The sequence below is a fragment of the Pseudofrankia coriaricola genome, from assembly GCF_001854805.1.
Classification (GTDB): Bacteria; Actinomycetota; Actinomycetes; order Frankiales; family Frankiaceae; genus Pseudofrankia.
Genome location: NZ_MBLO01000235.1, coordinates 59,141 through 80,152, shown reverse-complemented (window position 1 = coordinate 80,152; position 21,012 = coordinate 59,141). Strand labels below are relative to the sequence as shown.

Below are 21,012 nucleotides of genomic sequence, written 5' to 3'. Positions count from 1 at the left end.
GAACCACCAGGTTTCAGGAACTGGCCGCCGTAGAGTTAGAGAACCAGCGCCTCGACCCCCGGCCCGTACTGGACCGGGACGCCACCCCGACGGGTGCCACCGCCCGCGTCCGGGTGCCGCAGCAGGCACACTCCCGCTCGACGAGCCGGTGCTCGACGACCTGCGGGGCGAGCGGCGGCAGGTCCACCACCTGCCGCCGCTCGACCTGCGTCACCGGCGCGCCCAGCAGCGGATCCCCGCAGCCCCCGCACACCGCGGGCTCATGCACGACGGTCCGGGCCCCGTCGTCGACCAGCTTCAGCGTCGAGCCGTCATGCCCGTCCTGCCCACCCGGCCTGCGCCCGGTCTTCCTCCGCAGCGACCTCGGCTCGGGCTTGGCCAGCCCGTCCGAAACGGTGCGTGTCATGGTGATGGGGTTGAAAGTGCGACCTCGACCCGGTTGCGTCCGCTACTCTTGGCCCGGTATAGCTGGGCGTCGGCAAGTTCGACCAGGTCAGCGGGGCCCACGCCGCGGGTGGGAATGATGCTCGCGACGCCGACGCTCACAGTGACGACGTGCTCGGCGGTGAACGGGTGTGGTTCGGCCATCTCCTCGACGGCGGAGCGCAGGCGGTGGGCGATTCGTGCGGCAATGTCGAGTTCGGCGCCGGGCATCACGACCGCGAACTCCTCGCCCCCGTACCGCGCGGCCAGGTCGGTGCCGCGGGTGTTCCTGGAAAGGCATGCGGTGACGCGTTGAAGGCACCGGTCACCGGCGGTGTGTCCGAAGTTGTCGTTATAGGGCTTGAAGTGGTCGATATCGATCATTGCCAGTGCGATGGGTGCCGCCGGCTGCGTCGCCCGGTACCATTCGGCGTTGAGGACCTCGTCAAGGCGTCGCCGGTTGGCCAGCCCTGTCAGAGGATCGGTAATCGAGAGCTGCTCCAGCCGCTGGTTGGCGGCGGCGAGCTGCTGGGTTCGCTCCGCGACCTTGCGTTCCAGCGACGCATAGATCTGGGCGTTGTCGAGGGAGACCGCTAGCTGCCCGGCGATGAGCATGATCCCTTCGAGGCGTTCCGTGGAGAAGGCCCCCCGGATCATCCGGTTCTCCAGCAGCAGCATCGCTCCCAGTCGGCCCCGCGTCATGATGGGAACAGCGAGCATTGAGCAGCGCTCGGGGTCGGCGAAGTAGGGGTCGCGGTTGAACCGGTCGTCATGGGTGGCGTCGTCAACGACAACGGGTTCGCGGGTACGCTCTGCGTACCGGATGACCGATGCTGGAAGCAGGCGCCGCTGGCTGGCTTCCGGGAGCGAGAGAATCCGACCGTCGTCCGCGGGCATCGACCACCTGGATTCCTGTTGGTCGCTCAGCAGAAGATGGACACCGGTGGCGCCAGTCATCGCCGACAGGATTCCTACGACCTTGGCCCGCAGACCTTCGATGCTGGTCTCGGAGCTGAGCGCCTGGGAAGCGGCGACGATGCTGAGCAGATCGATGATGCCGGTCGTGACGGTGGAGCGGCAGACTGCTGGTTCCCCCGGTGGCGGCGCCGCTGGCTCAGCACCAGCGGGCTCGGCGCGTAGCATCGGGAAGGCCCAGTCTAGCTGACTGACCTTCGCGTTCGCTCCCCAGGCCAGGTATTCGCGGCGCGCGGCGGCGAGCATCGCACTGCCGGCTTCCTCCATGCCAAATGTAAGGTAGAACCGCGCACACCGTTCAAGGATCAGTGCGCGGTGCCACGGGCGTACTCGTACTGAGGCGTCGCGCTGTGCCACGTCGTACGTATAAGCCGCCTCCTGGAAGTCACCGGCGGCCCAGGCCCGTTCCGCCTTCACCAGGCGCAGCAGGTGCAAGAAGTTAACCGGTGCGTCGGCCGCGCGCGCGGCCAGCCATTCGATCGACTTGTCGAGCTCGGCCAACAGGGAGCCACGCCGACCCGTTTCGGCCGAGCGGGCCTGCCAAGCCAATGCCAAGGCCCGTAGGAGGTGCGCATTTGCCATCGCATAGATGGGCTCGACGTACGGCAACAGAGGTGTCACGGCTGTCATGTGCCTGGCCAGCTCAACCGGGTCATCGAGGATGGCCGCGGCAAGCGCCCGGGTGATGTGGCGGGCGGCGGCGTAGGGGCTGTCGGCCAGCCCGCCCAGTACGGCAGCCTCATCGGCCGCCGACTCGGCGACCTCGCCGCGCAGCAGCCTCGCCAGCTGGCGGTATAGCAGGAACAGCTCCTCCGCGTGACCGTTGCCGGTGCGCCTGGCGAACGCCAATGCTTCGTCGATCTCGGCGACAAACACGCCAAGCGATGGTGCGCAGTCCAGGAGGTTATAGATCAGTACGTAGTGGGTCCAGCATGCGCTCTGCAGATCACCGGCCTGTATCAGGCCCTCCAGCGCGCGATGCGCCTCTGAGACGTTTTCCTCGAGCGATTCGAACCAGTGGCCGGCACTCATCAAATACAGAAACTCCGCCCGCCATACGTCAGGCTCGTAACCGCGTTCCCGGCCGACCGTGAGGATCCGCCGCATCATGCGGTACCCGGTGCGGTAGTCGTGCCTGCGAGCTGTGACAACAAGCGCCGCATGAGCGGCGGGGCCGAGCAGGGTGGGATCCGGGCCGTACCGTGTCCACATCTCCAGCGTCTCCACGGTCAGCCAGGCCATTATCGTCTGGTCGCAGTAGAACGCCGGGGCCATGAGTCGGTTGATGAGATTGATGGTGCCCAGGCGCGAGCGGTCAGCGATTCTCGGTCGTCGCCGATCGTCGGCTTCGCTGGTCTCGTCGAGCCATCGGTACAGCGCGTCGAGCCTCCGGTCTATCTCCTTGTCGATGTGGCCCCGGTCGGGGGCGGCGAGACCGAGCTGCCGCAACTGGTCGAGGCCAAGCCGTACCGCCTCGGCGGGGCGGCCCTGATCGGTGAGGCTGCTGACCTGCACGACGGTGGCGGCCGTGCGTTCCGCGGGGTGAGTGCAGAGCCTGCTGATGGTTTGGTACTCCTCGTCAGCCTCTTCCAGCCGGCCGAGGCCGTAAAGGGCGGCGTGCCGGTCGGTGTGGACCATGATCCGTTGTTCCACGTCGGCCGTATCGACGAGTGGAATTGCCGCGGCCAGGAACCTTTCGACCAGCGAGTGGTTGCTCAGCAGCTTTGCCTCGTCCGCGGCCTGCTTGAAAAGCCTGACCACCAGCTGGCGCTCCTCAGCGGCGTGCACGGCGTCGATCACATGCAGGTACTGCTCCGCCGCAACCACGGAGAACTCGTGTTGGCCAGCCAGGCGTCGGGCCAAGCGCAGCCGCGTGGCGCGCTGTGTCTGCGAGGTGAGGCCGCGCAGTATGCTTTCCTGCGCCCGATCGTGGTGAAACCGCAGGCTCGCCGGGTCGCCGGGCTCCAGCACCAACAGGCCATCGGCGAACGCGGGGGCGAGCCGCCGGGAGAGATCGTCGGTTGGCAGCGCGGTAGCGGCCTCCAGGACATCCAGCTCCACCTGACCGGCCAGGCACGCCATCACCGCCAGCACCTCCCTGGTGTCCGGTGGCAACAGGGAGGTACGGGTGACCAGCAGGTCGGTAACGTCCATGCGGCCGAGCTGGCGGCGCAGCGTCTCCCGGTCCCATCGCCATCCGCTTTCGCTGGGGGCCAGCGCGCCGCCGTGGCGCAGCGTGTTGAGCAACTCCAGCGTGTTGTACGGATTGCCCGCGCTGGTTGGCGCGATCGTCCCTGCCAGCTCGGCCGCAGGCCGCGGGGCCAGGTGTAGCAGGTCGGCCACCATAGCCGCCTGACCCCGTGGCGAGAGGCTACCCAGCCACACATGGTGCGGCCCGGCTGGCTGGCGACGCCACCGGGCGAGCATCCGCGTGAGCGGGTGGGCGGCGTCCACACCGCGCTCCCTGTAGGCGCCGACGAGCAGCAGCCCCTCAATCTGTTCTTCGCCGCCGAATATCAGGTCGACGAAGCCGAGCGGTGTCCGCCCGGCCCACTGAAGGTCGTCGAGGAACAACACGACCGGCCGTTTCCGGGACGCGACGGCACGCATTATTGCGATCACGGCGCGTGATACTCGGGCCTGCGCGGTCATCGGATCGCCCGGCTCCGGGGGGACCTTCAGCAACGTCGCGACCTCGGGCACGACCGCGGCCGCCAGCCCGGCGTTAGGTCCCAATCCACTACGCATCCGGTCCCGCACCTCGGCCAAGTTGTCCTCCGGTTCGGCCAGCAACAGCCGACCCAATGCGCGAAATGCCTGTCGGATCGCGTCGTGCTCCTGGTCGCGGCGAAACTGGTCGAACTTGCCGGCCACGAACCAGCCGTCGCTGCCGGCCACGATCGGCCGCAGCTCGTTGACCAGGGACGTCTTACCCACCCCCGGCGCACCGGCGACTAGGAGCCCACAGCAACGGCCGGCCATCGCATCGGCGAACACAACGCCCAGCTCGCCGACTTCCCGGTCACGCCCGGCCAGCCGGGACGTCGACAGCGGTCGCGAGGGGAAATCGTGCTCGCCGGGACGCAGCACCGTGGCTCCCCGCTGCAGCAGGAACAGATCATGCAGCAGCCCGTCGGCACTCTGGTATCGATCGTCCGGCTCCTTCTCAAGCAGATGCATGATGATCGCCGACGGCGCGGCCGGGACCGCTGGGTTCACCGCCGCCGGCGGTGCCGGCAGCCGCGCGAGATGGTCATGAATGATCCGCAGGGGGTCGCCGGTGCCGAACGGAGGCGCGCCGGTTGCCAGCTCGTAGAGGGTGGCTCCGACCGCGTATAGATCGGCGCGCTGGTCGACCGGGCGACCGCTCCGGCCGGTCTGCTCCGGCGCGAGGTAAGGGATCGTCCCGACAATCTCCTTGGATGGCATGAATCCTGGCCGGACCGTCACGAACGTCGTAGCCACAGCGAAGTCGATCAGACAAAGTGCGTCCTGGCCCCTGCTGACGACGATGTTCGCTGGGTTGATATTCCGATGCACCACGCCGTGGCGGTGCATCCCCGCCACGGCGCGTGCAAGCGACCCGGCCAGGCGGATCAGCTCGGCAGGATCCAGCGGGGTGGCGCGCTCGGACAGAACGGTGCCGCCGAGGTCCTCGAGCAGGACGGACCCCTGGCAGGGCGGCCGTCCAGCCGCCAGTCGCACGACCCCCTCGACCCCGGACAGCCGCTCAAGGATGTCGATCTCATGCCGCAACCGTCGCTGCGCGTTCGGCCCCAGCGGTTCCTTCCGGATCACGCTTCCATCTGGGAACACCAGTCGAGACACCCGAGTCCGCTCTGTCTCGTGGAGCAGCTCCGTCCGCGTCACCGCCGCCGGCGGATCCCGGCTCGGCGTCGTTCGCTTGAATCCCATCCGCCAATCCCCCGGCATCGTCCCGGCGAGCTCACCTGTTCGGTCTGCCCCCAATCACAGCGACGGCAACGCGACGATCGTCCCGATCGCGAACCTGCGCGCCGAGCCGAGCGCCCTGGGGCTGACTGTCGTCTCCAAGCAGCGGGCCGAACGGCACAACGGCCAGGATGTCGTCACCGCCGCGGTCCTCCCGATCAACGCGGCTCTGATCGGCGGGGAGGACCTGGCCTGGCGACCGGCCCCGCCGTCGCGCGCCCGCGCGCTGCTGCGCACGATCGCTTTCAACGCGAGCGTCCCGGTGCTCGCGTTGGCCTACCTTGTGGACCGGACGATCTCCTGATTCGCCGGTCACGTGCTTTACCTTGACACAATGTCAAGGTGTCCACTGGGTGCAGGAGGTGGTCCCGATCAACACGGCAAACGGAACCCCGCAGAACACCCGCGTGGCCAACGCCCTGGGCGCCAAGGACTCGTCGGTTCGGCTTCAGGCGGCTCTGGCGGTCGGCTCGAACCCGGACGCCGGCCTTCTCGAGACGCTCGTCGAGCGGTGCGCGGTCGAGCCGGACTTCTTCGTGCGAGACACGCTGTCCTGGGCGCTGACCCGCCTGTCGCCGGAGATCACCCTGCCCCGGATCCGCCAGGAACTCGACTCCGAGCGCACTCAGGCCCGCAGTCAGGCGTTGCACACGCTCACCAAGATCGGCGACAAGCGCGCGTGGGCCTGGATCACGCGCGACATGCTGCGCGACGCCGACGACGAGGTCGCGCGGACCGCGTGGCGTGTCGCGGTCGCCCTCGTACCCGAGGACGAGAAGAAGGACCTGGCCGACGAACTGGTCGTGCAGCTCGGCCGCGGCGACCGCAATGTGCAGCTAAGCCTGAGCCGGGCCCTCGTCGACCTCGGCAACGTGATCGAGCCCGCCCTGGAGAAGGCCGCGGCGAACCCCGACCCGGCGGTGGCCGCGCACGCCCGTGCCACCGAGTTGCTCCTGCAGGACCCGGAGAGCGGTTTTGACGCGGCCATCGACGAGGCGAAGCGAGTCGTCACTCTCGGCCCGGAACGAGCCGCTGCTGCCGCCGCCGCGGCTGCATCGAGAGTCGCCGAGACTTCGGGGACTGCCGCGACCACGGAGACTGCCGACGTCGCGGAGACCGCCGAGCCCACGGAGACGACCGAGTCGACGGAGGCCGCGAAGGCTGCGGAGACCGCGGATTGCTGATCGGCGATGTGGCCCGCCACTCGGGGGTGAGCACCCGAATGCTTCGGCACTACGACGCCCTCGGGCTGGTGCGACCGAGCGGTCGCACCGCCGGCGGCTACCGTGAGTACTCCGCCGAGGACATCCGCAGGATCTTCCACGTGGAGAGCCTGCGGTCCCTCGGGCTCTCGCTCAAGCAGATCGGGCGCGCGCTGGAGGACCCGGCCTCCACGCCGTCCGCCCTGGTCAGCGACCTCATCCAGTGGACGGAAGACCGCTTGGAGCGGGAACAGGAGCTGCTCAAGCGGCTCCGCGCGATCGATGCGTCGGCGCCCACCGGCTGGCAGGGCGTCCTGCGCATCGTCGAACTCATGCAGGGGCTCAACTCGACCAGCGCCGCGCGCAGGCAGCAGGCCGTCCTGGCCCGGCCGGAGGGCGTGTCGGTTCCCGCCGAACTGCTGGCCGGGGCGGTCCTGGCCGAATCCGACCCCAACGTCGCGGGCGCCCTGCGCTGGGCGCTCGCCCGATCGGGCGGCGACGGCGTGGCGACGCTGGCCGCCGGCGTGCACTCGGAGGACGTCGACATCCGGCGGCGCGCGGTGCTGGCGATCGCCGAGATGTCCGAGGCCCCGGGTGTGACCACGGTGCTTGCGGACGCGCTCGGGGACCCGGACACGACGGTGCGCAGGCACGCCGCTCTGGCGTTGGGCAGGCGTGGTGTGACCGGGGCAGTGCCGACACTCGTCGGCATGGTGGTCGAGGGCGCAGGCGACGTCGACGCGGCGGAGGCCCTGGGAACGCTGTCCCAGGATCCCGGGTGCGCGGACCGGATCATCACCGCACTGGTCGACGAACTCGCCGCGCACACCGCAAACTCCGCGGTGCGAATACGCCTCGCTCAGGCGCTGGTCGAGCTGCCGGGGACCACCGTGCGGGACGTCCTGCGCCAACTGGCCCACGACGACGACCCCGCTGTCGCCCTCGTCGCCTCGGCCTTCGTCGGAGTTCTCGAAGCGCGGTCCCCCGAAGACCGAGGTGACGAGGATTCCTGAAAGCGCGCGACCGAGGCGTCTCGGCCCCCTGTCCCGAAGATATGGGGCTCTTCGCATTTGGCTAGAAGCCGTGATCAGGTGGTCACGGGACGCGCTTGGTCTGGTGTCGCGATGTGTAGCCAGGTTGGGCGGGTGCGGCGGGAGGCGTAGCGGGCGCGGCGCTGTTGGTTGGTCACGTTGGTCAGGCCGAAGGCCAGTTGGTAGCTGAGATCTGGGGAGTCGTCGACGTCCTCACACAGCTACGACAGCTCGGCGTGATTCCCGGAGGCCCTTCAGTCGGGTAGTCGGGGTCGAACGACGTCTGGTCGTACTCCGCGAGGATGAGCATGTCCAGAGCCCTTCCGACCGAGATCAGTCGGGCATCGACAAGAAGCGAGCGAACGCACTCCTGCCAGTTCTCAGCAGCCGACGAGACCTCTCCCTCCTGGAGGATTCGGGTCAGGAAGCACGATCCGCGAGGTCCTCGTGTACGTCAGGCGAAAACGATCTGGAACGATATTCAACAACACCAACATATGTATGCCGAAATTCCGGAGCATCTTTATCACAATCTTCCGGTCGTGAGTTCGAGCCCCCTACAGCCGGCCGCTCACGAACGGCGCCACACCGATCATGGCCGCGGGGCGAACGGAGTACGAGTAGCCGTCCGGCCCAGGTTCGGACGCCGTCTGGGAGGCTTACGCCCGGCGGCGGACGGCCTCGTCCCGCCGCCAGGCACCCATCCTGTGCAGGCGCGGGATGTAGATCGCCAGGAGGATCGATGCACACGGCTGACGTCGAGTACACGTACGAGGATCTGCGTCTGATCGGCGAGCTGTCGGTGGACGACCGCCAGCCCGGCCCACGACCAGCCGTGCTGGTCTGCCACGAGGGGGACGGGCTCAGCGACCACTCCCGGAACAAGGCCCGCCGGCTGGCCGAACTGGGATATGTGGCCTTCGCGCTGGACTACCACGGCGGCGGGCGCAAGCTGGCCCCCGAGGAAGCCGGCCAGCGCTTCGGCAAGCTGGCCGGGGATCCCGCGCGGGTGCGGGCCCTCGGCCAGGCCGGCCTGGACATCCTGCTCAACCATGAGCTGGCCGACCCGGACCGGGTCGCGGCGATCGGCTTCTGCTTCGGGGGCACGCTCGCCCTCGAGCTGGCCCGGGGCGGGGCCGACCTCAAGGCCGTCGTCGGCTTCCACTCCGGGCTCTCGACGACCCGGCCGCAGGACGCCGCGAACATCACCGGTAAGATTCTGGTCTGCATCGGGACCGAGGACCCGATCATCCCGCCCGAGCAGCGCCTCGCGTTCGAGCAGGAAATGCGCGACGGCGGGGTCGACTGGCGGATGAACCTCTACGGCGGCGCCGCGCACAGCTTCACCAATCCCGCCGCCGACGGCTCCCAACTCCCAGCGATCAAGTACAACCAGCACGCCGACGAACGATCCTGGCGAGCCATGACCGACCTGTTCGACGAAGTGTTCTAGACGTCCGGGCGGACACCACAGGCTCCTCCGTTCGCCGGGCGACACGAACGCGCTGCCGGGCGGCGAATGCCATGGGAATCGCGCGGCTATCCGACCTATTTCCTCGCCGCGACCGACGTCAACCAGGAGCTGCTCGCCCCTGACGGAACCAGCTCGGGTGCCCAGTGGACGGCGGGCTTGCCGTCCGGGCGCAGTGTCAGCGAGCCGCCGGCCGGGATGCCGAGGGCTTCGGCGGTGCGCCCGTCGAGCCGGCACGTCCTGACCGGGACACGTGACGTGAGCGTGCCACCGAGCGCGAGCGCGAGCGGCTGTCCATCCGTCGCCGGCGTCTCCGGCCCGGTGAGCACGGTCAGGCCAGGCCCCAGGAGGTCGAGGGTGGAGACCCGCCGGGTGGCGCCGGGGTGGGTTGTGGTGATGCCACGGTCCGCGTCGCCGCCCGCCTGGTCGACCCAGGCGTGTGTCACCCGGCCGCCGAGGTCGAAGTCCAGTTCCTCGGCCGGGTCTCGGTAGGAGCCGAAGGACTGCGCGGACAGCGTCGTGTTGCGGCGCCCGACCGGCTCCCGCTCGGTCTCGTAGCTGTCCAGCAGTTCGGGGGACGCCCAGCCGAGCATGACCCAGGCGAGTTTCCAGCCGAGGTCGTGGCCGTCGTGGACGGCGGTGTTCAGCCCGGTGCCGCCCCGCGGGGTCATGCGGTGCGCCGCGTCGCCGACGAGGAACACCGCGCCATCACGGTAGCGGCGGGCCATCATCGCGTCGAAGCTGAACGTTCCCGTGCGCAGGATGGTCGGCCGCAGGCCCGGCAGGCCGATCGCCGTCGCGATCTGGTCGGCCAGGGCCTCGTAGGCGGGCGTGGGCGCGTCGGGGTCGCAGTCCTGCCCGAAGATCCAGCGGCCGTCGCCGGCGGGAAGCAGGACGCCGCCCGCCTCCGGGTTGGTGATGGTGTAGATGAGGTGCCGGCGCTCGCCGAGGACGTCCCACAGCGATCCTTCGGGGAGCGGCGCCGTGAACAGGGTCGTGCGGGCGGCGAGCCACGGGGAGCCGAGCACCCCGCGCGGGCCGTCGTCGTCGCCCACCTCGTCCGTCTCGATCCCGATCGCGTTCCGGACCGGGCTGTGGGCTCCGTCGGCGGCGACGAGGTAGGCCGGCCGGCACGCGCTGACCGCGCCGTTGCCGACGTCGCGAAGGGTGGCCTCGACGACGCCGTCGGCCTGGCGCACCGCGACCAGTTCGGTGCCGAACCGCACCTCGACGTGGGCGAATCCGGTGAGGTGGTCGAGCAGGGCCGCTTCCAGGACGTCCTGCGGAACGCAGGCCGGCGCGGTGGGGCTCAGCCGGGACACCACGTCGGGACGCGGCCAGATGGTGTCGAGCGCGGTCCCGTGCGGCGAGACGAGGCTCGGCCCGATCCAGGCCTGCCAGCGGACGTCGACCCCGCCGGCGCGGACCCGCTCCTCCAGCCCCCAGGAACGGATGAGCTCCATGGTCCGGGTGCTGATCCCGGTGGCCCGAGGCAGCGGGGACGGCTCGGGCCGGCGCTCCACCACCAGGGTGGGCACGCCGTAGCGGGCGAGCGTGATGGCGGTGGCGAGACCGGCCGGGCCGGCCCCGACGACGAGAACGGTCATGACGACCCTCATTTCGCGAGACAGCTTGTCTTTCATCAGGCATACTGTCTTCTGTCGGGCAGGCCGTCCATCGAATGTAAGGTTGGCGTCATGGCCACCCGGCGGTACGAGCAGCGGCTGCGGGCGCAGAGCGCGGAGCAGACCCGGCGGCGCATCCTCGACACGGTGTACGACCAGCTCCCGAAGATCCCCAGCGTGGACGCGGTGGCCCGCCAGGCCGGGGTGGCCCGTTCGACCGTCTACCTGGTCTTCGGCTCGCGCGCCGGGCTGTTCGACGCCCTGCTGCGCGACGTCAGCGAGCGGGGCGGCTTCGCCGACCTCGTGTTGGCCGTGCAGGACCCGGACCCGCTCACCCATCTGCGCGGCGCCGTCGTCGCCAACACCCGGATCTACGGCCGGCAGCGCGATGCGCTGGTTGCCCTGCGCGCGGAGGCGGCCTCGCTCGAGGGCGCGCTGGAGCGGATGGAGCAGGGCCGCCTGGGCGGGCTGATCCATCTCGCCAACCGGCTCGACGAGCACGGCCTGCTCGCCGTCGCGAAGGACGTGGCCGTCGACGTGCTGTGGACGCTCACCGGCTTCGAGGCTTTCGACGCCCTGCACACCGGCCGCGGCCTGCCGGTGGACGACGTCGCCGCCCGCCTGCTCGTCACTGCCGAGCGCACCCTTCTGCGGGTCCCGCCGGCCGAGGGCGCGCGGGGCTGAGCAGCCACCGCCATGACCCACCCGACCGTGAGGGCCCGGTGACTCGGCCCGCCGCGGCAGGGAAGAGCGAGCACTCCCGCCAGGACTCCATGATCCACGTGAGCCGACGGCTCAGGTAGCCCACGCGCCGGACTCGCCGGCGGATACGCCAGGTCAGGTACGCGACACCGGGTGACGCGCTTCGGGCCTACGCTGGGCCGATCGAGGGGTGATCAATGCGGATTCGGCTCCTGGGGGCGTTCGCGGTCGAGATCGACGGCCGTGACATGGCCGCTCGTCCGTGGCGGTTGCGCAAGTCGCGGACCTTGGTGAAGGTACTGGCGCTCGCTCCCGAGCAGCGCACGCACCGGGACCGGCTGCTTGACCTGCTCTGGCCGGACCTGGGTCCGGCGGCGGCGGCCAACAACCTGCACCAGGCTCTGCACGTGGCGCGCCGGGAGCTGGTCGACGCGCGCCGGGACGATGCGGTGCTGTTCGGGCACGAGCGGCTGGTCGCCGCGGGAGAACGGGCCGCCGTCGAGGCGGCGCACTGCGCGTACTTTGTCACGCTCGCGGACGATCACGACCTTGACCGGCACACCGTCGGGGTGGTCCGCCCCCAGCTGCTCGACGAGGAGCACGACAACCTGCGGGCGGCCCTGGGGCGGGCGTTGCGGTCCAGTCCGGACCAGGCCCTGCGCCTCGCCGTCGCTCTGTGGCGGTTCTGGCTGGCCCGGGGGCACTTCGCCGAGGGATCGGCGTGGCTGGAGCAGGCGCTCGCGGTCGCGTCACCGAGCGCGGTGGAACGGCCACGGGCGCTGTTGGCGCTGGCGTTGCTCGATGCGCGGCAAGGGCGGGTCTCTCGGTTCACCGAGCTGGGCGCCGCCGCGGTCACCGCGACGGAACGTGTCGGCTCGCCGGTGGAGGTCGGCTTCACCCGGCTGCGGGCCGCCTTCCTCCAGCCCGTTGCCGGCAACGTGCGGGCGGCCGCCGAGACCGCGGCCCAGGGACGGGTCCAGGCGGAGGAGCTCGGCTCTCCCCCCATGGCGGCCACCTCCCACTGGTTGGGCAGCATGGTGGCTCTGTTCCAGGAGGACGTGCCGACGGCGCTGGCCTTGCTGCGTGACACGTTGGCCGCCGTCGACCGGGTGGCCCTGGAGGCCCCGCCGTTCCTCCCGGCGGTCACCATGGCCGTGGTGCTGATTCCCTGCGCGGGGCGGTGGGTTCCGGCCTTCGAGGAGACCGCGTTGATCGGCGGCCAGGTCGGGCGGGCGCAGGCTCCCGGGTACGTGTGGTCGGCCATCGGCGGCGCGCACCGGCTGGATCGGGACCTCGGGTCGGCGGCGGCGGCCGTCCGGCGCGCCGCCGAGGTGTTCGACACCGTCGCCGACGACGCCGGATCGGCTCTCGCCCGCCACCAGCTGGGCTGCATCGAACGCGACCGAGGCGAGTACGGCGCGGCGCGGACCCACCTCAACAGTGCCCTGCGCCTGCGCCGCCAGCTGGGCGACCGGCGTGGGGAGACCCTGACGCTGGCCAACCTCGGCCTGGGCGAGGCCGCGGCCGGTGATGTCGAGTCCGGCCGCCGGCTCACCCGCGGCGCCGTGGCACGAGGGGAAGAGGTCGACGACGGTCCCGGCGTGGCCGGCAACCTGTTGAATCTCGCCGTCGTCGAGCTCTTCGCCGGCGATCTGGCCCTGAGCCGGCGTCTCGCGGAGCAGGCGGTGGAGGCGTTCCGGCCGCAGCGGTACCCGCGGCTGACCGCCTGGGCGCTGCAGTTCGCCGCGGAGCTGGCGTTGGCCGGTGGCGCTCCCCAGGCCGCGCGACGCCACGGCGGGGAAGCGGCCGCGCTGTTCACCGAGGTCGGTTGCCAGATCGGCCGCTCCCGCGCCGCCGCGTTGGCCGCACAGGACGGATGAGGCCCGCTAAGTCCTGCTAAGGCCCTGCTGAGGGTCGTCTCCCTAGCGTGGCGTCGTAGATCGTGGACCGGTGCCCAGGAGGAAATTCCATGACAACGACACAGCACCAGCCGCCGGCGTTGGGTGAGGCCACCCTTGCCGAGTTCACCCAGTCCGTGCGCGGGGAACTGGTCGGGCCGGAGGCCGCGGGGTACGACGACGCGCGTTCGATCTGGAACGGGGCGCACGACCGGCGCCCGGCACTCATCCTTCGGGCCGCCGGAGTCGCCGATGTCATCAAGGGCGTGCAGTTCGCCCGCAGCGAGAACCTGCCGCTGGCCATCCGCGGCGGCGGGCACAGCATTCCCGGCTTCTCCACCGTGGACAGCGGGCTGGTTCTCGACCTGTCGGCCATGAAGGGGGTCCGGGTTGACCCCGGCCACGGGCGGGTGGTGGCCCAGGCCGGCAACCTGTGGCAGGACCTCGACCACGAGACCCAGGCCTTCGGGCTCGCGGTGACCGGCGGGCTAGTGTCGGGCACGGGAATCGCCGGCTTCACCCTCGGCGGCGGGATCGGCTGGCTCGTCCGCCGCGCCGGGCTGACCTCCGACAACCTCGTCTCGGCGGACATCGTCACGGCCGACGGCCAGTTCCTCCGGGCCAGCGCCGACGAGCACCCGGACCTGTTCTGGGCACTGCGCGGCGGGGGCGGCAACTTCGGGGTCGTCACCTCGTTCGAGTACGCGCTGCACGAGGTCGGGCCCACCGTCTTCGCCGGCGGGGTCTTCTACCCGGGCGAGCACGCCGCCGAGATCCTCGACGGCTACCAGAAGATGTGCGCCGCCGCGCCCGACGGCCTGTCGACGGTGATCAACCTGACCACCGCGCCGCCCGTCCCGTTCCTGCCCGAGTCGGTACACGGCAAGCCGGTCGTGGCCGTTCTCGGCATGTGGTCGGGGCCGCTGGCCGACGGCGACCGCCACACCCGGGGCTTCCGCGAGCTGGCACCGCCCATCGCCGACCTCTTCGGGCCGATGCCCTACGTGGCCATGCAGTCGCTGATCGACCCGCTGTACCCGCGCGGTCTGCACAACTACTTCCGGGCGGCGTTCCTCCCCAGCCTCGACAGCGCGTCCACGGCGTCGATCCTGGAGTCCTACCACGCGGCGCCGAACCCGCTGAGCGAGCTGCACATCCACCATCTCGGCGGCGCCGTGTCCCGGACGCCCAGCGACGCCACCGCGTTCGCCACCCGTGACGCGGACTTCATCCTCAACGTGGTGGCCCGCACGCCCGACGCCGACGGGTTCGACGCCGTCGTCGACTGGGCGCGCACGGCAACCGACCGGGTCGGCACAGACAGTGCCACGTACGTCAACTTCACTGGTGAGGCGAGCGTGGACCGGGTGCGTGCGTCGTACCCGCGGGAAACCTACGACCGGCTGGTCGCGGTCAAGGACCGCTACGACCCGACCAACCTGTTCCAGCTGAACCAGAACATCCCGCCGTCACAGCCCTGACCGGAAAACCCGCCGACCGTTGAGCGGGGCAGCGCTGACGATGCCACCGGATCATGGCCGAATCCATGATCCGGTGGGATGTTCGGGGCCCTGGCACGCAAGAACGCAATCACCCGGGGAACGCCTTGGCGATCGCAGAGCCAACCCCGCCTGGAGCCCGGCCCGGACTCAGTCGGAGCGCCGACCGGGCGCTCGCGCGGCCGCGAGCTCATCCTGTCCGACATCAGAGTCACAACCAGCACCGTTTCGCGCCCCTGGCGTCTGACACGACGCCCGAAATCCCCCGGGCACCTGCCACGACGAGGGAGAGAAGCAACCGAGCCGCCGCTCCGCTCTACCCGTCGACCGGGCACACATCGCCCGAGGCAGCACCCACATCACGCCGATCAGTCGAGCAATTAGGTTCCCTCGCTCTGATGCGAAGGATGGCGTCCGGGCGGATCGGCTGATCGTTTACCCGGCGAGTGTTGGCGCGTCGTCGAGGTAGTCGGGCGAAGCCGGATCAGGCGATCAGGCGGGTCGTGTAGCCGGCTGCGACGAGGGCGCGGTAGGCCTCGCGAACCTCGTGCGGCACAGGCTGCTGTATGGCGTAGCCGCGTTCTGCGTAGATCCAGATCCGTTGGGTGTCGCCGACCAGCATCGACACCACCCGGCCGACGTCCCCGATGCTCGCTAGGTAGTCGTCCAGGGCGAGCGGCTGGGAGGAGCAGAGAACATCGACGTCCGGCCAGAGTTTGCGGCAGGTGGCGTAGGCCCGGCGCTGCTGGTACGGCCGGGAGATCAGCATCACGGAATGCGGCTCGATGCCTCGGGCGCGCAGCAGGTCGTGGGAGCGGGTGATGTTCTCGCCGGTGTTTCGGGCGGTCGGCTCGACCAGAACGGCCGCGTCCGGGACACCGAGAGCCAGGGCGTGTTCGCGGTAGTGGACCGCCTCGCCGCGTGGGAAGGCGCCGATGGTCGTGGGGGCATTCGCCCCGGTGAACACGATGAGCGGGAACAGGCCACGCTCGTGCAGTTCGGCGGTGTACGTCGCCACGCCAAGGTCATGGCTACCGAGGCCGATGCCCACATCCACGGGCCGGAGTTCGTGCCGCAGGTTGTGGTAGGTCCAGAGCACTTCCACTGGTCCACGGATCGCAGGCGCCAATATGGCCGTCGTGGTCATCGGCGCTCTCCCGAGTCGGGCACGGCGAACTCGTATGACCAGGCGAACCGGGACGCCGCGTGAATACCGATGGCGTATTCGACCACAACCCCGTCCGCGGTGGACGTCGTCCGGTGCAGCTCGACCACAGGTTCCCCGGGCGGCAGCTCGAGCGTCGCGACCTCTTCGGGCGTGGGCATCCTCGCGAGAAGATCTTCCACCATCCGGGCAATCTCGAGGCCTCGTTCATACAGGACCCGGAACCCCCCGCCTGGTCCAGCCGGTCCGGCGGTCGCGTTGACCAGGCGCGTCCCCTCCACGTGCTCGAGCCGGTAGTAGCTGGTGAGCGTGTGGGTGGGTTCGCCCTGTTCGCGCACTATCCGGGCGCGCTCGTACACATCGGCGCCCGACGGTAGACCGAGGGCGGCAGCGACCCTGTCGGGCGCCGGAATCCGGCTCACCGTCTGCGTCTGGTCGGAGGGCTCCCACGATCGCCCGGAGGCCTCGCGATCAGCCGCGAAGGCCACAACGTCCGCGTCACGCCACTTCGCCTTGTCGTATCGATCGATGCCGAGCCGGCGCAGGGGCGGCCGAGGCCGGACGTACACACCGGCGCCGGCGCGGCCGATCAGGAGTCCCTGCTCCTTTAGCCGCGCAACGGCCAAGCGGGCGGTCTCCGAGGCGACTCCGTAGCGCCGGGCCAGTTCAGCGGTCGACGGGAGCGCGGCACCTGGACGCAGAGCACCGGAGTTGATCTGCTCGCGGAGTTCGGCCGCGATGCGATCCGACGCTCCTCGGTTGCCGCTGGTCACAGACCCGAGTCTAAATGCTTCCTAGGAAGGCCTTGACCTTCCTAGGAAGATTGTGTCACCGTTGCGGCACCTTCCTAGGAAGGACTGAACGGCCGGCGTTCGAACACTCAGACAAGCGTTTTGATCCGACCTATGTCGGCATCGACCGCTGCTGACCTGGCCACCCGCACCCCGTTCCACACGCCCGCGCCCACCCGGGTGAACAACGGCCCGGCCCAGGCGCGAATCCTCAAGGAGGCCTCGTGTCAACCCTTGCGCTTTCCCCACCTCGCACGGGCCGCGATCTGATCGATCCAGGTCTATTCGCCCGGCTGACGACCCGGCTCGCCACCGACCACCCGGACCTGGCCGACATGGCCGAACGGGTCGTCGACCAGACGTTCGCGTTCCTCGCGACGGCCGCCACCAGTGCCATCCCGCTCCGCCCGTCACGGACCATCGACTACGGATGGCACATCGCTCTCATGTACACCCGTGACTACGCCGATTTCTGCCAGCGGGCCGCGGGCCGGTTCCTGGATCATGTCCCGGACGACGACCCGGCGCGCGACAGGCCGGTCAACGTCTGCGCGCTGGGCACTACCGTGGTCGCGATGCGGCAGGCCGGATACGAGGTCGACGCGGACCTGTGGGGCCACGCAGCCGACTGCAACGGCAAATGCTCGCAGTGCTACCAGGGCTGCCACGACGACCCCAGGGAGGTCTGACGTGCTGCGGGCGACCTGGAACGATCTCCCGGACTCGGTCCACGCCGCGACCGAAGCCGTGTTCGGCCCGGACATGGTCGAGGACATCCCGGGCGGGCTCATGCCGGGCCTGGCCTGCCACCTCCACGGCTGCCATAGCGGCGACGTCTTCCTCAAGGGTGTCGACCTCGACAGCCCCGCGGCCAGCCTCTATCTCACCGAACGAGACGCCAACGGACATCTGCCGCGCGGCGTACCCGCGCCACGGCTGCTGTGGACAGCCGAACTCGACGGCTGGGTCCTGCTGGCGTTCCCCTTCCTCGACGGGCGGTCAGCCGACCTCCACCCCGGCTCGCCGGACCTGCCCGCCATCGGTGACCTGCTCCGCGGCCTGGGCAAGGTCATGACATCCTGCACGTGGCCCGAGGCACCGCCCGTCACGAGCCGCATCGACGGCCTGTTCGAGAAGGCGCACCGTCTTCTCGGCCGAACCGACCTGGACGTCCCCGACCTGGACCTCTACGCCGCCGCCCTCAACGCGCTGCCCGCCGACGCCTTCGACGGCGACAGCCTGCTCCACTACGACCTGCACTCGGGCAACATCCGCATGACCGCGGACGGCCCGCAGATCCTCGACTGGGCGTTCGCCTGCCAGGGCGCACCGTGGATCGACGCCGCGATGGTCGTCCCACGCCTCATCGAAGCCGGACATTCCCCGGCCCGGGCCGAGGCTCTCGTCGCCGAAATGCCCGCATGGGAGACCGCCCCGCCGAACGCGGTCGCCGGCCTGGCCGCGTTGTGGTCACTGTTCCGCGAGTACAAGGCCCGGCTCGGACCGAAGGACCAGCGTCCGCACCGCGCCCGCGCCGCCGCGGCCGGACGGACCTGGCTCACCTACCGGACCGACCACCCGTAAGACACGACCCCCTGACGCAGGACCAACCGGCCGGTGTGACCGGCTCGTACCGGCCGGCATCGTCGACCGGCGGGGGCGAAACCAAGGCCTGTCGGCGTTCACCCATACCATCCCGGAAATCGCCAAGGCCGCCGGCCTCTCGCTCGCATGCATCAAGATCTCCCTAAGTGAGACATCCTGACAGGCGGACCGTTACGCGCCTCGCATCGCATGCCTCTTGGGCGAGAACTGAGTAATTTCGTTTCCTCGCTCTGGCACGCAAGAACGCAATCACCCGGGGAACGCCTTGGCGATCGCAGAGCCAACCCCGCCTGGAGCCCGGCCCGGACTCAGTCGGAGCGCCGACCGGGCGCTCGCGCGGCCGCGAGCTCATCCTGTCCGACATCAGAGTCACAACCAGCACCGTTTCGCGCCCCTGGCGTCTGACACGACGCCCGAAATCCCCCGGGCACCTGCCACGACGAGGGAGAGAAGCAACCGAGCCGCCGCTCCGCTCTACCCGTCGACCGGGCACACATCGCCCGAGGCAGCACCCACATCACGCCGATCAGTCGAGCAACTAGCCTTCCTCGCTCTGGCACTGAACATTTCACCGGATCATGGGACCGGTGGTGGTCTGACGGGATTGCCGCGCCGCCCCGGCCGCCGGTCACCAGCATTTCCTCCGGCGCTCCGATGGTCAGCGGGGCACGAGATGGACGGTGACCGGGGCGGGTTCGGGGATGCCGGAGAGGCCGTATACGCGGGCTTCGTAGTCGCCGGCGGGGAGTAGCGGCATGGTGTTGCCCGGCCCGCAGAGCGGGGAGGAGGGGTTCGCGGTGGGTGCGGGGGTGCTCTGGGAACAGGCCGTGTAACTCGCGCGGATGCTGAGCGGGAACCTGGTGGTGCCCGCTGGGATGACGAGGGGCCCCCGTTCGCAGAGGAGGGTGACGTACGGCGCCGCCTCGGCGGTGGCGCCCCGCAGGCCGAGGCCCCATTTCTGCTTGCACGTGCCCGGCGGCGCGAGGTCGCGTGGCTCGCCAGTATGGTTTGTCACCTCGAGACGCGCCTCGACGGTCGTTCCCTGGACGATCGGCGCGTCCGGCACCACAAGCCGTGTTGAGAACGGCCCACCTGAACCGGTTGGTGTGTCCTGCCCGGACGTCGGGATGGCCGAAACGCCACCTCCGCAGCCCGCGGCCGTGGTCGCGACGAACAGCGCTACCAGCGGCACAGCGAGCGCCAACCACCGTGGACAGCCCTGTCGGATCATGCGGTCTCCCGTCCCCACCGAGCGTCGGCTTCCGGGAAGCGAGGCGCCCGGGCGGCCCGCGGTTCCGCCGATTATGCAGGCATCTTTCTGCATACGTCAGGTGGGATGGAACGGCAAAATGCTTTGCCGGGTGACCATCGACCCTCGACACTGGCCAGGTGACGCGAGGCCGGACGTTCAGCGCGGTGGTGACCGCGGGCGACGACTGCCTCGGGACCTGCGGTCCCTTTCCGGCGGACACCCCGTGGTGGGCCGACGTCGAACCGGTCGTCGCCCGGCTGCGCCAGGAGCTCGGCGCGCCGGTGCTGGTGCTGCGCCTGCCAGGCGTCGACGGCGGTGACGGTGCCCGCCATGGACATGTCCGCTACCACGTCGAAGCCTTCGGCCGGCCGAATACCCGGCGGCTCACGCCCTGGCCCGGCGACCAGCCAGGCGACCAGGACGAGCTGGCCGGGCACGTCGCGTCGCGGGCGAGCTGGGCGACGCCCGACGGCCTCGCCGAGATCCTGGACCGGGCGCGGGTGGCGCTGGCTACCGCTGGCCGACCGGCGGGCGGGCCGGCGGAGCAGGTCAAGACCTGGAACCTGGCGGGGCTGTTCCGGTTCCCGACCGCGCGGGGGCCGGCCTGGCTGAAGACCACTCCCCCGTTCGCCGCCCCGGAGGCCGCCGTGATCGGCGCCTTCGGACGGGTGGACCCCGAGCTGGTACCGCGCGTGATCGCGGCGGACCCCGCCGCCGGCCGCATGCTGCTGGAACACGCGCCCGGCACCGACAGGTGGGAGGCGTCACCGGCCGCCATCCGCGCGGCCGTCGGCCAGCTGGTGGCCGCCCAGGCGGTGCTGGCCCGCGACCCCGCGGCGCTGCCCCGCGGCCTGCCGGACCGGACCATGCCCACGCTGGTCGAGCAGGTCGCGAAGCTGCTCGACGGTGAGACGGGCGGCGAGCTCGGCCCGGACGATCTCACCGCCGCCCGCGACCTCGCCGGACGCCTGCCCGGCCTGATGGCGGAGCTGGCCGCCTGCGGGCTGCCGGACACCCTCGTCCACGGCGACCTGCACCCGGGGAACTGGAGATCGGACGGGCGGCGCACGACGATCCTCGACTTCGCCGACAGTCATGTGGGCAATCCGGTCCTCGACGGCCTGCGTCTCCGCGACTTCCTGACCGACCACGTGTCGGCGGCGTACGCCGCCGACACGTGGGTGACGGCGTGGAAGACCGCATGCCCGGCAGCGACCCGGCCCGCGCGCTGGCCGTCGCCGCGCCCCTCGGCCAGCTCTCCTACGCGGTCAGGTACCAGGAGTTCCTGGACAACATCGAGCCCAGCGAGCGCATCTACCACGCCGGTGACCCGGCCGCGACCGTCCGTGCCGCGCTGCGCGAGGCCTCCGCCGTCGCCACCACCAGCGCCGCCGCCACCAGCGCCGCCGCCGAAGCATGACG

General features: G+C 70.4%; 16 protein-coding genes and 1 pseudogene. 11 read left to right on the top strand and 6 right to left on the bottom strand.

Annotated features, from left to right (window positions below):
- Window positions 1–13 precede the first annotated feature (13 nt).
- Together BCD48_RS30695 and BCD48_RS30690 are read right to left on the bottom strand one after the other, a co-directional pair.
- Window positions 14–406, bottom strand: coding sequence for an IS66 family transposase zinc-finger binding domain-containing protein (locus BCD48_RS30695; RefSeq protein WP_071051876.1), 393 nt, complete (start codon window positions 404–406; stop codon window positions 14–16).
- The gene (locus BCD48_RS30690; protein WP_071051875.1) at window positions 403–5,313 is read right to left on the bottom strand and encodes a diguanylate cyclase; all 4,911 of its coding nucleotides are present in this window, start codon (window positions 5,311–5,313) and stop codon (window positions 403–405) included. Before BCD48_RS30690 ends, BCD48_RS30695 begins: the two co-directional genes overlap by 4 nt.
- On the opposite strand from BCD48_RS30690, the gene BCD48_RS50855 reads away from it, so the two are divergent.
- From BCD48_RS50855 to BCD48_RS30670, 4 genes are all read left to right on the top strand, one after another.
- The gene (locus BCD48_RS50855; protein ID WP_131804131.1) at window positions 5,303–5,653 is read left to right on the top strand and encodes a hypothetical protein; all 351 of its coding nucleotides are present in this window, start codon (window positions 5,303–5,305) and stop codon (window positions 5,651–5,653) included. The two genes, BCD48_RS30690 and BCD48_RS50855, sit on opposite strands and share 11 nt — an antisense overlap.
- Before the next feature lie 49 nt (window positions 5,654–5,702).
- Window positions 5,703–6,533 carry a HEAT repeat domain-containing protein gene (locus BCD48_RS30680; RefSeq protein WP_071051873.1) on the top strand — a complete coding sequence of 277 codons (831 nt, stop codon included), beginning with the start codon at window positions 5,703–5,705 and terminating at the stop codon, window positions 6,531–6,533.
- Entirely contained in the window at window positions 6,527–7,564 is a 1,038-nt protein-coding gene (locus BCD48_RS30675) for a HEAT repeat domain-containing protein (RefSeq protein WP_071051872.1), read from the top strand. Before BCD48_RS30680 ends, BCD48_RS30675 begins: the two co-directional genes overlap by 7 nt.
- 760 nt (window positions 7,565–8,324) lie before the next feature.
- A complete protein-coding gene (locus tag BCD48_RS30670; protein WP_071051871.1) occupies window positions 8,325–9,035 on the top strand; it encodes a dienelactone hydrolase family protein in 711 nt (236 codons plus the stop codon).
- A gap of 95 nt (window positions 9,036–9,130) precedes the next feature.
- On the opposite strand, the gene BCD48_RS30665 is transcribed toward BCD48_RS30670, so the two are convergent.
- A complete protein-coding gene (locus tag BCD48_RS30665; protein WP_198543458.1) occupies window positions 9,131–10,660 on the bottom strand; it encodes an FAD-dependent monooxygenase in 1,530 nt (509 codons plus the stop codon).
- Window positions 10,661–10,750: 90 nt separating this feature from the next.
- On the opposite strand from BCD48_RS30665, the gene BCD48_RS30660 reads away from it, so the two are divergent.
- The 3 genes from BCD48_RS30660 to BCD48_RS30650 all read left to right on the top strand — a co-directional run bounded on the left by BCD48_RS30660 (window position 10,751) and on the right by BCD48_RS30650 (window position 14,759).
- Window positions 10,751–11,362, top strand: coding sequence for a TetR/AcrR family transcriptional regulator (locus BCD48_RS30660; protein ID WP_071051869.1), 612 nt, complete (start codon window positions 10,751–10,753; stop codon window positions 11,360–11,362).
- Between the two features lie 215 nt (window positions 11,363–11,577).
- Window positions 11,578–13,260, top strand: coding sequence for an AfsR/SARP family transcriptional regulator (locus tag BCD48_RS30655; protein ID WP_071051868.1), 1,683 nt, complete (start codon window positions 11,578–11,580; stop codon window positions 13,258–13,260).
- Window positions 13,261–13,349: 89 nt separating this feature from the next.
- Window positions 13,350–14,759 carry an FAD-binding oxidoreductase gene (locus BCD48_RS30650; RefSeq protein WP_083419449.1) on the top strand — a complete coding sequence of 470 codons (1,410 nt, stop codon included), beginning with the start codon at window positions 13,350–13,352 and terminating at the stop codon, window positions 14,757–14,759.
- A 502-nt stretch (window positions 14,760–15,261) separates the two neighbouring features.
- Here the strand turns inward: BCD48_RS30650 and BCD48_RS30645 are convergent.
- Entirely contained in the window at window positions 15,262–15,882 is a 621-nt protein-coding gene (locus BCD48_RS30645) for a YdcF family protein (RefSeq protein WP_241842123.1), read from the bottom strand.
- Between the two features lie 38 nt (window positions 15,883–15,920).
- Entirely contained in the window at window positions 15,921–16,715 is a 795-nt protein-coding gene (locus tag BCD48_RS30640; protein ID WP_071051866.1) for a GntR family transcriptional regulator, read from the bottom strand.
- 242 nt (window positions 16,716–16,957) lie between these two features.
- On the opposite strand from BCD48_RS30640, the gene BCD48_RS30635 reads away from it, so the two are divergent.
- The gene (locus BCD48_RS30635) at window positions 16,958–17,422 is read left to right on the top strand and encodes a glycine-rich domain-containing protein (protein ID WP_071051865.1); all 465 of its coding nucleotides are present in this window, start codon (window positions 16,958–16,960) and stop codon (window positions 17,420–17,422) included.
- Window position 17,423: 1 nt separating this feature from the next.
- Window positions 17,424–18,317, top strand: a complete 894-nt coding sequence (locus tag BCD48_RS30630) for a phosphotransferase family protein (protein WP_071051864.1) — start codon at window positions 17,424–17,426, stop codon at window positions 18,315–18,317.
- A gap of 679 nt (window positions 18,318–18,996) precedes the next feature.
- Here the strand turns inward: BCD48_RS30630 and BCD48_RS30625 are convergent.
- Window positions 18,997–19,404 (bottom strand): hypothetical protein, encoded by a 408-nt coding sequence (locus tag BCD48_RS30625; RefSeq protein ID WP_206745033.1) that lies wholly within the window; start codon window positions 19,402–19,404, stop codon window positions 18,997–18,999.
- Window positions 19,405–19,727: 323 nt separating this feature from the next.
- Between BCD48_RS30625 and BCD48_RS56000 the strand changes: the two are divergent.
- A pseudogene (locus BCD48_RS56000) lies at window positions 19,728–20,708 on the top strand (aminoglycoside phosphotransferase family protein); the annotation flags it as partial.
- A 71-nt stretch (window positions 20,709–20,779) separates the two neighbouring features.
- The gene (locus tag BCD48_RS54245) at window positions 20,780–21,010 is read left to right on the top strand and encodes a hypothetical protein (protein ID WP_241842122.1); all 231 of its coding nucleotides are present in this window, start codon (window positions 20,780–20,782) and stop codon (window positions 21,008–21,010) included.
- The last annotated feature ends 2 nt before the right edge of the window (window positions 21,011–21,012 follow it).

Bases quoted from the DNA above. Each gene is read 5' to 3' on its own strand.
- BCD48_RS30695 (WP_071051876.1), bottom strand. From the start codon at position 406: ATGACACGCACCGTTTCGGACGGGCTGGCCAAGCCCGAGCCGAGGTCG.
- BCD48_RS30690 (WP_071051875.1), bottom strand. From the start codon at position 5,313: ATGGGATTCAAGCGAACGACGCCGAGCCGGGATCCGCCGGCGGCGGTG.
- BCD48_RS30670 (WP_071051871.1), top strand. From the start codon at position 8,325: ATGCACACGGCTGACGTCGAGTACACGTACGAGGATCTGCGTCTGATC.
- BCD48_RS30665 (WP_198543458.1), bottom strand. From the start codon at position 10,660: ATGACCGTTCTCGTCGTCGGGGCCGGCCCGGCCGGTCTCGCCACCGCC.
- BCD48_RS30660 (WP_071051869.1), top strand. From the start codon at position 10,751: ATGGCCACCCGGCGGTACGAGCAGCGGCTGCGGGCGCAGAGCGCGGAG.
- BCD48_RS30655 (WP_071051868.1), top strand. From the start codon at position 11,578: ATGCGGATTCGGCTCCTGGGGGCGTTCGCGGTCGAGATCGACGGCCGT.
- BCD48_RS30650 (WP_083419449.1), top strand. From the start codon at position 13,350: ATGACAACGACACAGCACCAGCCGCCGGCGTTGGGTGAGGCCACCCTT.